We start from the raw sequence: 11,146 nt of genomic DNA on the forward strand, positions 1-11,146 counted from the left end.
GACTTACTGTCCGCCGCGAGGGCGACGCCATGACGCGTCAGCGCCGATCCGGTGCCGGAAATCAATGTGCAACGGCACGTCGATTTCATTGTTTCTGAAGACGTAGCGCCGAAACTCGGGGCGGATGATACGGGGTGATATGATGACTTTCACAACCGCGAGAACATCGTGATTAAACGCATTGCAGCAGCGATTGTGGGAATCGGTGTCGCCGGAGGCGTCGGATTCCTTGCTTACGCGTGGTATCCGGAGATTGCTCCGGTTGCTCCGCCTCCTCCCTCAGCCTTCAGCAAGGCCCAGATCGAGCACGGGCGCATCCTTGCGGCCGGTGGCTACTGTGCCGAGTGCCATACGCGCACCGACGGCAAGCGTGGCGTGGAACTGGCGGGCGATTACAAGATGGACACGCCTTTTGGCGCCATCTTCTCCTCCAACATCACGCCCGACCCGGAAACCGGGATCGGCCACTGGTCCGAAGCGGCGTTCAAGCGTGCGATGCGCAAGGGTATCTCGCGCGATGGAACGCAGCTTTTCCCTGCCTTCCCGTTCGACCATTTCACACACATGACGGATCAGGACATCGACGATGTCTATGCCTTCCTCATGACGCGGGAGCCGGTCCATTCGGTCAAGCGCGACAATACGGTTGCCTTCCCCTTCAACATCCGCCTGGAGCAGGCCGGCTGGAAGCTTCTGTTCCTGCATGAAGGTCCGCTGAAGAACAATTCGGCCAAGGATGCCGAATGGAACCGTGGCGCCTATCTGGCGGAGGGGCTGAGCCACTGCTCCGCATGTCATACGCCGCGCAACGCGATGGGCGCGGAAAAGAGCAGCGCTCCCTATGACGGCGCGCCGGTGGACAACTGGATCGCCCCGCCGCTTAACGAACACAATCCCACCCCGGTCGTCTGGACCGAGGATGAGTATTTCAAGTACCTGCGCTATGGCTCTGCCCCGCTGCATGGCAGCGCCGCCGGTCCCATGTCGCCTGTCGTCCATGGCGGCCTGAGCGAAATGCCCGAATCCGACGTGCATGCGATCGCGCATTACCTGGCGGATATCGACAAGGCATCCACCCGCGTCAGCCAGGATCCGCAGGCCATTGCATGGGCCATGAAGGCCTCCATGCGTGATCTGGTGGGACCGCAGACGGACCCGAATGCGCGCCTGTATGCCGGCGCCTGCGCCGCGTGCCATGCCAATGCTGGCCCGCAGCCGGTGGAAGGCCGCCCCGATCTGGCGCTGAACAACGCGCTGTGGCTGGATGAGCCGACCAACCTGTTCCAGGTGATCCTGCGTGGAATTGGAACGACGGAAGGTATTTCCACCGTCTCGATGCCCAGTTTCTACCATTCCTTCTCGGATGCGGATCTGGCGCGTCTGGCGGCCTACCTGCGCGCCACCCGGACAACCCTGAAACCCTGGACCGACCTTGAGAAGAAAGCCGCTGATGTCCGCAAGACACTGGTTGCCTCTCCTGTCGCCTCTTCGCATTGAGATGAAAGACGGAGCTAGAACATGACGACCTTTCACCTCAATGGACGGGAAGTAACCGTTGACGTCCCGGAAGATACCCCCCTGCTGTGGGTCATCCGTGACGAAGTCGGCCTGACCGGCACGAAGTTCGGCTGTGGCATCGGCATGTGCGGCGCCTGCACCGTGCATATCGGCGGTCGCGCCACGCGTTCGTGCATCACGCCCGTCAGCGCCGCCGAAGGTGCCGACATCACCACGATCGAGGGACTCGATCCCGAAGGCAATCACCCCGTCCAGGTTGTCTGGCGGGAATTGCAGGTGCCCCAGTGCGGTTACTGCCAGTCCGGACAGATCATGCAGGCCGTCAGCCTGCTGAAGGATTATCCCTCCCCCACGGATGAGGAAATCGATGCGGTCATGGCCGGCAGCCTGTGCCGCTGCATGACCTACATTCGCATACGCGAGGCCATCAAGAAGGCCGCGGCAGCCGCACGCGGAGATTCGTCAAATGGGTAGACTGAACCGTTTTCTTACCGGCAAGGGTTCCAGCGCTGGACAGGGCCTCTCCCGGCGCGGCTTCCTTGTCACCTCGCTTGGGGCGGGCGTCATGTTCGGCTTTGCCCGGCAGGCGTCGGCCAATCAGATTTTCCCGCTTGATAAATCCGGACCCGGGGAAGGCGCGTTCGAACCCACCATCTGGTGTTCGATCGCCCCCGATGGGGAAATTACCGTCAACATCATCCGCGCGGAAATGGGCCAGCATATCGGTTCCGCCCTTGCCCGCATCATCGCGGACGAGATGGAAGCTGACTGGGAAAAGGTCCGTATCAATTACGTTGATACCGATCCCAAATGGGGCCTGATGGTCACCGGCGGAAGCTGGTCCGTATGGATGACGTGGGATGTCTTCCGTCAGGCGGGCGCGGCGACGCGCACCGCACTGGTGGAGGAAGCCGCGCGGCTGCTGGGCACGACGCCGGACAAATGCACCGTCAGCCAGAGCGTCGTCTCGGCCAGCAATGGCAAGCAGATCAGCTTTGGCGACATCGTGGCGCAGGGCCATCCCAGCCATTCCTTCACGCCGGAGGAAATGGCGAAGCTGCCGCTCAAGCCCGCCAGCGAACGCCGCCTGATCGGCAACGCGGAGCTCAAGAAGGCGCTCGACATTCCTTCCAAGACCACGGGCGAGGCCATTTACGGCATCGACGCCAAGGTCGAAGGCATGGTGTACGCGCGTCCCAAGATGCCGCCCACCCGTTACGGATCCAAGGTGCGTTCGGTGGATGACAGCGAAGCGCGCAAGGTCAAGGGATATATCCGTTACCTGAAGATCGAGGATCCGTCCGAGGTCGTTCAGGGATGGGTCGTCGTGCTGGCAAGCAGCTACAGCGCCGCGATCCGCGCGACCGACGCGCTGAAGGTCGACTGGATCCCCGGCGAAACCGCGCATGTCAGCGAACGCGACATCCAGGATCGCGGTCGCGAGCTGATCAACCACAAGGAAGGCGGCGTTTACGTCTTTAACGATGACGGGGTGGATGCGGCTTTTTCCTCCGCCCATACCGTCATGGACAAGGAATATACCTGCGCCTCCGTCCTGCATTACCAGCTGGAACCCACGAACGCCCTCGCCTTCGTCAAGGACGGCGTTTATGAAATCCATGCGGGCAACCAGTGGCAGTCACTGATCCTGCCGACCCTGGCAAAGGCGCTGGAAGTCCCCGAAAGCAAGGTGCTGCTGCGCAGCTATCTGCTGGGCGGTGGTTTCGGGCGTCGCCTGAACGGGGATTACATGATCCCGGCCGCGCTGGCGTCCAAGGCGCTGGGTGGCAAGCCGGTCAAGCTGATCCTGACGCGTTCGGACGACATGGTATTCGACTCCTTCCGCTCCCCCTCCGTGCAGCGGGTGCGTATGGCGTTCGATGCCTCCAGCAAGATTACCGCCATGGATTACCAGGCAGCGGCTGGCTGGCCCACGGGCGTCATGGCCGAGGCATTCATGTCCAAGGGCGTGAATGACGTGCCTTATGACCAGTTCGCCATCGCGGGCGCCGATCACTGGTACGAAGTCGGTGCGTTCCGTGTTCGCGCGCTGCGTAACGATCTGGCGGAAAAGACTTTCCGTCCCGGCTGGCTGCGTTCGGTCAGTCCCGGCTGGACCAGCTGGGGGGTGGAATGCTTCCTTGACGAAGTCGCGCATGCCCAGAAAAAGGATCCGGTCCAGTTCCGTCTGGATATCCTGACGGCGACCGGTCGCAACAAGGGCGAGGCCCCCGACGCGGTTGGCGGCGCGTTGCGACAGGCTGCGGTGCTGCGTCGTCTGGCGGAAAAGGTGAACTGGGGCAAGCAGACGCTTCCCAAGGACACGGCGCTGGGCATCTGCACCACGGCAGGTCAGGAACGCGGCATGCCGACATGGATCGCATGCTGTGCGCAGGTGCATGTTGACCGGTCCACCGGCGTGGTGCGGTGTGAAAAGCTGACGATTGTCGTGGATGCAGGCACCGTGGTCGATCCCGACGGCGCACGCGCGCAGACCGAGGGCGCCGCGCTGTGGGGCCTGAGCATGGTGCTGTTTGAAAATACGGAAATCGTCAACGGGCAGCCGGTTGACCGGAACCTGAACACCTATACCCCGCTCCGGATTGCCGATACGCCGGAAATGGATATCGAATTCCTGCCCAGCACTGAAAAGCCAATGGGACTGGGTGAACCCGGAACCACGGTTGTGGGGCCGGCCATTGGCAATGCAATCTTTAACGCGGTAGGCGTCCGCCTGCGCCACATGCCGGTCCGTCCGGCCGATGTGCTGAGGGGGCTTCAGGGAAGCTGACGGCTTTCCTGAAATAACCCACCATCCGGAACGGGCCTGTCGCACCATGCGTCAGGCCCGTTCTGATTCAGGGCCGGTCCCCCAAGAGACTGTTTGAAAAGGCCAGGCCGATAACACCCTGAAATTATAAAAGTTTTTGGTGAAGCTTTTGCAAAAGCTTCAAAGAACGTCGCCGCTTTGAAAAAAGCCGACACCCAAAAACTTTTGTCGTTTTATCAAGAAGTTATTTTCAAACAGTCTCCAGATCCCGGGGGACGGATCCGGAACTGAGAAAGGATATGATCGCCTCTGCCGCCCTTTGGGCGGATGATCTGTCCGGCTGAAGGGAAAAAGTCAGTTCAAAGGCCTTCGTCTGGCGGGTTCTGAAAACCTCGTCCAGGGTGCATGCCTTTTCAAGTGCTGCTGGCAGATCCGCGATGCGGTCAATGACCTGTCCCAGTTCCCAATGGGCATAATTGGGATTGTCCTGCCATTGGGCGGCATGAGCATTCAGGAAAATGCAGCTACGTGGCTGATGAATCCATTCGTAAACCTGACTGCTGACATCGCCGAGGTAAATGTCAGCCGAGCGGGTGTAGGACATGTCCACCGAATGGCTGCTTCCCTCATCGATCAGGATATGGGGTAAATGCCGGTATTTTTCCGGTATGCTGATCCTGTGCCGCAATTTGCGATGTTCGACCGATGTATGGAACCGCCGCCGGAACAGCATGATATGCGGCGCGAAAATCAGATTGTACCGGTCCTGCCGCGCGAACCATTCCAGCACCGGAAGGCCCATGTCCCACCACGAAGACAGGCGCGGATCGAAGTGCGGGTTGTACAGGACCGTGGGGCGATCGTTGTCGAAAAAACGCTTGCGATCCGTCAGGTCGATGAGGTCGAATTTTGGATATCCAACGACGGCGTGACTGTCGGGTCGTATGAGGTCACGTTCCAGCATGCGATCACGAGTTTTGGTACCTGGCAGCAGGACAAGATCGAAATGGCGCGTGACATCACGAAACCCGACCGACCTGTCCCCTGCCCCATGCGGCAGGTAAATCAGCTTCAGCTGTTTCAGCCCGAAATGACTTTTCAGCAGCGCCGAAGTCGTCTCCGGCACGACCAGGGCATCAAAGCTGGAAAACAGCTTCAGATTTTCCCGAAGGCTGGCGATACGCCGGAAGGGAATGATCTGACGGGCCAGTACATCGACGGCTTTGGCAACCCGGCCGATATCGATATGGACAAATTCCACATCGGCGACATCGCCCATTATTTTCGTCAGATGTTCAATCTGTGTCCTGCTGGATGCAATGACAGTAACATGCCCCCCCATACGGGCAATTTCGGAAATAATGGGCGCCGTATGTGAAATCTGATGGATACTGTCGTGGTTGAAAAGAAACCCGATTTTTATCGACAAGATGGATCCACCTGCAAAAACATTTTCTGACGCAGCCGGATTTACAATACCTTTTCATATATTTCCAGAGAAGTCCCTAGTGCCTGAATACATGATATGGAAACGTTCAGTAACATGACTTACTTTCCGGACATTTCGTAATCGGGGAAAGTAAAGGTCTGATTCACAAAAAAAGTTACAAAATATCCTGCCTGTGTTACCCAAGGCCGATGGCCTGACGACCCAGCGCGGGATCATCCGTGAAAAAACCATCCAGCCCCAGATCCAGATATCGCTGGATTTCAGCGATTGCACCCTGCGGGTTACGGACGTTATCCCCCCTGTCATTTCGCAACTGCAGCGGCAGGAATCGGTTTTCCGGCCGGAAAGTATAGGAATGCACCAGCAGGCCCGCGCGATGCGCGTCCTCGATCAGGGATGAAGGGCGCAGCCAGGCGCCAGAGGCATCACGGGGAATGATATCCGCATTCGACGGACCGATCACATCGGCATAACGACGCACCTGCTGCAATCCCGCCGACGTCATCAGTTCCCCGAATGTCTTTCCCTGTTCCGTCCTCAGGGTGTCGGGCACGCGCTCTCCCCGCTCCCCCATAAGGAACATCAGGCGCGCCTGCGGATTTATGTTTTTCACCCGGTCGTAAAGAAACTTCAGGTTTCCGCTTTCAAAGGACTGCACCTCCAGCGGGCAGTAACGGGTATATTCATGCGCGGCGATGACCTGCAGGAACATGTCCTCGGGCGCGTATCCCATCTGGTGAAAATGGGTCGAGTTCTTGATTTCGGGAATCAGGCCGATCTCCCGCCCCCGCGCTGCGGCCTCCGCCGCAACGAAATCAATGATCTCCTCAAATGTCGGAATATCGAAATGTCCATCATAGCGGGTGTTATGGGCGCGTACCTCCGCCAGACGTTCCTTCGCACGCAGGCGCTTGAGTTCCTGAAGGGTGAAATCGGTCGTGAACCATCCGGCTTCGGTCCCGCCATCAATCATGACAGTGCGCCTGCGGGACGCGAATTCGGGATGATCGGCAACATCCGTGGTCGTCGCGATATTGCTTTCATGACGGGCGACAAGCACCCCGTCGCGCGTCGGGACAAGATCGGGCTCGATATAATCCGCCCCGTCCGCGATGGCCCTGGCATAGGATGCTAGCGTATGTTCGGGCCGCAGCGCCGACGCGCCCCGATGCGCCATGACAAGGGGAACAGGCACCAGCGATGGCGCCGCATATGCGTGGCGTGCCGAAAACATTGCGATAGTCCCGGCAAGCCCCATCGCCTGCCTGCGTGTCAGCATGCGTCCATTCATGAAAACCAACCTTTGCCGGACCCGGCCCCGATCATGAAATCAGGTCGGGGCGATGAGTGTTCCCCCCCGTTCTTACAACGGAGAATGCGTGGCGGCATCTTCCTCGATCGCGCAGGCCTTTGCCTCGGGCTTCGGGGCCGTATGGCGCAGATCCTCCAGTTCGCTCCGCGCGGCCTCCATATCCGTCCTGAAGGCGGCATTTCCATGCATCGCGGCGATATCGGCGGCCCCTGTTACATACCCCTCCAGAACGTCGCTGGCCCAGTGAACGCCACAGATAATGCGGCTTTCGCCAAAGACACGCCCGCGCTGCAGGATCTGGGTCGCACGATCAGGCAGCAGTTCCGCCAGCACAAGCGCGGTACTCCAGCCATACATGGTATGACCGGAGGGATAGGATCCCGACGTCGCCAGATGGGCACGGTCGCTTTCGGTGCAGATCGGCTGCGTATTGCCCACGAAAGGACGGGCCCGATGCCAGTACGCCTTGCTTTTGCGCATGTCGGGAATTTCGGTCACATCCATCCTGTGGATCAGCGCCACCAGACGGGGCGCCCTGCCCGCATCGATCGTAAAACCGGCGGCGCAGGAAAACGCATGCAGCAATCCATCCATGCGCAGGTTGGCGTCGGATGTCGCAAGGGCCCATCGTGCACTGCCGGCCAGTCCTCGCGTGACCTCGAAAGCATGGGTATCCGCCGCCTGCCGGGCTGATCCGGGCTGTGGCGGCGGGGGCAGGATACGGGTCGAATCGGGTTGCGCATCGGGTGCCAGATATCCCGTTTCAGGCGTGCCCCCGTTCTGGGACGCCCGCGCCAGCGAGGGACCTGAAACCGCCAGAAGCGAGGCCAGGATTACAGAAGACAGACAATATTTTCGCATGACATTCCACAGCAGTAAAATCGTAATGACGCAGCAACCCGATCATGCCAGATGCATGAACCTCTTCAATACACCTCTGGAACGATCATGTCGTCTGGCACGGGCTGACGCAGGTAATCCGGATTGAACACGCGTTCGGGCAGGATGACTTCCGGCTTTTCGATTTCTTCATACGGAACCTGTGAAAGCAGGTGGCTGATACAGTTGAGCCGCGCTTTCTTCTTGTTGACCGCAGGCACGATCCACCAGGGGGCTTCGACGATATTCGAACGTTCCAGCATGATTTCCTTGGCCAGGGTATAGGCCTCCCACCGCCTGCGGCTTTCAAGGTCCATCGGGCTCAGTTTCCACTGCTTCAGCGGATCTTCCATACGGGCGCGAAAACGCAGTTCCTGTTCATCGTCGGAAATGGAAAACCAGTATTTGATGATCTGTATGCCGCTGCGTACCAGCATCCGCTCGAATTCCGGAACGGAGCGAAAGAATTCCTCGTATTCCGCATCAGTACAGAAATCCATCACGCGTTCGACCCCGGCCCGGTTGTACCAGCTCCGGTCAAACAGCACGATTTCCCCAGCAGCAGGCAGGTGACTTACGTAACGCTGGAAATACCATTGCGTGCGTTCCCGATCATTTGGCGCGGGCAGGGCCGCAACGCGGCAGATGCGGGGATTGAGACGCTGCGTAATGCGCTTGATGACGCCGCCCTTCCCCGCCGCGTCGCGCCCTTCGCAGATGACCACCAGCCGGTGGCCGGTTTCCTTGACCCAGTCCTGCAACTTCACCAGTTCCCCCTGAAGACGCAGCAGTTCGCGGAAATACGTCTTGCGGAAATCCAGCGGATCACAGTCTTCCTGTGTCCCCAGACGGACATCATCGAGCTCAAGCTCGATTTCCTCATCGATGTCATCAAGGACCTCCTCACGCAGGCGTATCCTGTCCCACGACAGACGATCATCAGGGGGCATCCGGGTCATGAGGGATCGATCACTTCGCAAAAACATATCTGTGACAATCGAGGATGGGAAATTCCTTCAGAACTCGTCATGAAGAAAGGATTCCTCGTCATCCGCCGGGAAAGTAACGCAGGGCGATGGCGTCAATTCCGCTGGTTGTCCGTCCCTGCCCGTCCTGCGCATCGGAACAGGTCGGCGACGTCCTCCTTCATGAATATCCGGATTTTTCTGTTCGGACGCATCTTTCATGACCTGCTGTTCCTGAAAATTCAGCACCCTGAACAGGTATATCAGGCAGTTCCCACGAAGTATGAAGAATTTTTGAACATACATTTCGACATGGAAACATTCATGTCCGCGATGAATTCCTGTGCCCCCCTTTCCTCTGCCGGGCGGACAGGTGGCACCTCCACTTTCTTGTTGCAATTGATATTCGTTCGCATTATGAGAAAGGAACTCACGGCGCATCAGACAGTTCCCCAACCGTCGATTTCCCGACCCCACCGCCGTGAAAACTTTGCGGTATCGTCCTGCCTCTTCCGGGCGATACCGCATCTTTTTTCAAGTGCAGGGACCCGATCCATCATGTCCGAAACAACTGGATGCACCCCCGAATGGCACCTTGAACATTCGCGGCCGGCCTCGTTCCTTCACTATCGTGATCCCCGTCTGTCCTTTGGGGCGCAGGCCAACAGGCTTGTCACGCGGTTCCGCGATATCCAGGCGCTGTGTGACGAAGGTGAAAATCCGCCGGACCTGACGCGCCTGCGCAATGAACTGGCCTTCCACCTTCTGAAAATGTCGCGCTGGTGGGGATTCCATTTCTGCCCGCGCAGCCTTGCCGGCGTTCGAAATCCGCTGTTCATGACATATGTAAAAGCCCACATCGAACGCGCGATTGACGATGAATCCCTGTTCGACCTGCTGACGGTCCAACGCCACATGCATGCGGGCGATGGGGGGCATATCCTTGTGCTGGGGCAGGAAACGGCACAGGAACCTGCCGCATCCATCATTTACGGGATTGATGGTCAGCGAGGATTCCGCTTTGCCATCGGACCGGCCGGGGCCGAACCGGTCTGGAACGGGCTGACCTGCCCCGATTTCGCCAGCGCATGGCTTGCCGCACGCGCCGCGCATGCCCGGATGAGCGACTGCCATGCCACCGTGCGGGAATATGAAACCGCCCATCAGGAACATATCCGGGCGCGCGCATGGCATCGACGCCACTTTCACCGGCAATGCAGCCATCCCGCCATGGACATGTATGTGCAGGCCAGCACGCAGCTACATGCCTGCAGGTCGGAATTCGGCCGTCGGGAATTTGAGGAGATCCTGAACAGGATCGCCTTTGGCATTGCCCGCACCGCGTTTTGCCAACGCATGACGATTGCCGACATGCTGCAGGAAAACGACAGGCAGGACATGACCCTGCGTCAGGCCAATATCATCAAGCGACGCGCCAGGACCTATGTCACCAGTTGCATCGACCCGATCGTGCGTCCGGACATGGACGTGCTGCTGGACCGGGTCATTTCATATCTGCCACGACGATGTGCCTGAAATGATGCGCCGACAGATGACACGCCGGCGCGGCAGATAAAAACCCGGGAGGTGGAGGTCCGCCTGCGCTTTCCCCCACCCTCACCGGGATCAGATCAGCGGGCGTGAATGCTCACCATCCGCCCCAGCCACCCCAGCCCCATCCGCCATAGGGATATCCATAGTAACCGGGATAACCGTAATAGCCGGGATATCCATAATATGGGTACGGATAAGGAACGGTCCCGCCCCAGCCCGGGCCACGCCAGCCGCCGCCGCCCCAGCCACCGCGATCGCCCCAGCCGCCACGGTCACCACCCCAGCCACCGCCGGGACCGCCACCGCGTCCACCACCGGGACCACCGCCACCCCAGCCGCCGCCGTGTCCACCCCCCGGGCCACCGCCGCCACCCGGACCGCCACCATGGCCACCACCGCCGCCACCGCCGCCACCGGGGCCATGCTGCGCATAGGCCACCGACGTGACCATCGCAGGCGTTGCTGCCAGCGAAATGGCGAGCAGAGCCCCCGTCAAGAATTTCGTGTGTTTCACCTTGATCCTCCTGTGGCGGCAGCCTCAGACATCATCACGGCAGAACCATGACACGTCGTCACTCTATCTGTTTCAAGCCTGTTTCCCATACCATAAACCGGTATGGCGTCCCTGCCTGAGGCATTCACCTGTTAGGCTCAGGACCCATTGATATGAGTGTCAGGATGTGATTCAGGCTCGTTGA

General features: G+C 59.3%; 10 protein-coding genes. 4 read left to right on the forward strand and 6 right to left on the reverse strand.

What is annotated here, in order from left to right:
- Positions 1–168: 168 nt before the first annotated feature.
- Genes NJLHNGOC_RS13610 through NJLHNGOC_RS13620 form a run of 3 tightly spaced genes read left to right on the forward strand, consistent with a single transcriptional unit; the run spans position 169 to position 4,309 of the window.
- Positions 169–1,497, forward strand: a complete 1,329-nt coding sequence (locus NJLHNGOC_RS13610) for a cytochrome c (RefSeq protein ID WP_113596850.1) — start codon at positions 169–171, stop codon at positions 1,495–1,497.
- Positions 1,498–1,518: 21 nt separating this feature from the next.
- Positions 1,519–1,992: a (2Fe-2S)-binding protein gene (locus tag NJLHNGOC_RS13615; protein WP_113596851.1), complete on the forward strand. Its 474-nt coding sequence runs from the start codon at positions 1,519–1,521 to the stop codon at positions 1,990–1,992.
- Positions 1,985–4,309 (forward strand): xanthine dehydrogenase family protein molybdopterin-binding subunit, encoded by a 2,325-nt coding sequence (locus tag NJLHNGOC_RS13620; RefSeq protein WP_113596852.1) that lies wholly within the window; start codon positions 1,985–1,987, stop codon positions 4,307–4,309. The genes NJLHNGOC_RS13615 and NJLHNGOC_RS13620 overlap by 8 nt, the downstream gene beginning before the upstream one ends.
- Before the next feature lie 229 nt (positions 4,310–4,538).
- Here the strand turns inward: NJLHNGOC_RS13620 and NJLHNGOC_RS13625 are convergent, their stop codons facing one another.
- From NJLHNGOC_RS13625 to NJLHNGOC_RS13645, 5 genes are all read right to left on the reverse strand, one after another.
- The gene (locus NJLHNGOC_RS13625; protein ID WP_239021542.1) at positions 4,539–5,567 is read right to left on the reverse strand and encodes a hypothetical protein; all 1,029 of its coding nucleotides are present in this window, start codon (positions 5,565–5,567) and stop codon (positions 4,539–4,541) included.
- A gap of 346 nt (positions 5,568–5,913) precedes the next feature.
- Entirely contained in the window at positions 5,914–7,017 is a 1,104-nt protein-coding gene (locus NJLHNGOC_RS13630; RefSeq protein ID WP_113596866.1) for a glycerophosphodiester phosphodiesterase family protein, read from the reverse strand.
- A gap of 84 nt (positions 7,018–7,101) precedes the next feature.
- Complete coding sequence (locus tag NJLHNGOC_RS13635; RefSeq protein WP_113596854.1) at positions 7,102–7,911, reverse strand: acid phosphatase; 810 nt, start codon at positions 7,909–7,911, stop codon at positions 7,102–7,104.
- A 65-nt stretch (positions 7,912–7,976) separates the two neighbouring features.
- Positions 7,977–8,888 (reverse strand): polyphosphate kinase 2, encoded by a 912-nt coding sequence (gene ppk2, locus NJLHNGOC_RS13640; RefSeq protein WP_113596855.1) that lies wholly within the window; start codon positions 8,886–8,888, stop codon positions 7,977–7,979.
- Positions 8,889–8,945: 57 nt separating this feature from the next.
- Entirely contained in the window at positions 8,946–9,335 is a 390-nt protein-coding gene (locus tag NJLHNGOC_RS13645) for a hypothetical protein (RefSeq protein ID WP_133258755.1), read from the reverse strand.
- Between the two features lie 117 nt (positions 9,336–9,452).
- Here NJLHNGOC_RS13645 and NJLHNGOC_RS13650 point away from each other — a divergent pair, with 117 nt between their 5' ends.
- Positions 9,453–10,430 (forward strand): hypothetical protein, encoded by a 978-nt coding sequence (locus NJLHNGOC_RS13650; protein ID WP_113596857.1) that lies wholly within the window; start codon positions 9,453–9,455, stop codon positions 10,428–10,430.
- A 112-nt stretch (positions 10,431–10,542) separates the two neighbouring features.
- Here the strand turns inward: NJLHNGOC_RS13650 and NJLHNGOC_RS13655 are convergent, their stop codons facing one another.
- Positions 10,543–10,962 carry a hypothetical protein gene (locus NJLHNGOC_RS13655; protein WP_206059800.1) on the reverse strand — a complete coding sequence of 140 codons (420 nt, stop codon included), beginning with the start codon at positions 10,960–10,962 and terminating at the stop codon, positions 10,543–10,545.
- Positions 10,963–11,146: the final 184 nt, after the last annotated feature.

It is taken from the genome of Novacetimonas cocois (assembly GCF_003311635.1).
GTDB classification, from domain to species: Bacteria; Pseudomonadota; Alphaproteobacteria; order Acetobacterales; family Acetobacteraceae; genus Novacetimonas; species Novacetimonas cocois.

Coding starts and splice junctions, on each gene's coding strand:
- NJLHNGOC_RS13615 (WP_113596851.1), top strand. CDS start 1,519: ATGACGACCTTTCACCTCAATGGACGGGAAGTAACCGTTGACGTCCCG.
- NJLHNGOC_RS13620 (WP_113596852.1), top strand. CDS start 1,985: ATGGGTAGACTGAACCGTTTTCTTACCGGCAAGGGTTCCAGCGCTGGA.
- NJLHNGOC_RS13625 (WP_239021542.1), bottom strand. CDS start 5,567: ATGGGCGATGTCGCCGATGTGGAATTTGTCCATATCGATATCGGCCGG.
- NJLHNGOC_RS13630 (WP_113596866.1), bottom strand. CDS start 7,017: ATGCTGACACGCAGGCAGGCGATGGGGCTTGCCGGGACTATCGCAATG.
- NJLHNGOC_RS13635 (WP_113596854.1), bottom strand. CDS start 7,911: ATGCGAAAATATTGTCTGTCTTCTGTAATCCTGGCCTCGCTTCTGGCG.
- ppk2 (WP_113596855.1), bottom strand. CDS start 8,888: ATGACCCGGATGCCCCCTGATGATCGTCTGTCGTGGGACAGGATACGC.
- NJLHNGOC_RS13645 (WP_133258755.1), bottom strand. CDS start 9,335: ATGCGCCGTGAGTTCCTTTCTCATAATGCGAACGAATATCAATTGCAA.
- NJLHNGOC_RS13650 (WP_113596857.1), top strand. CDS start 9,453: ATGTCCGAAACAACTGGATGCACCCCCGAATGGCACCTTGAACATTCG.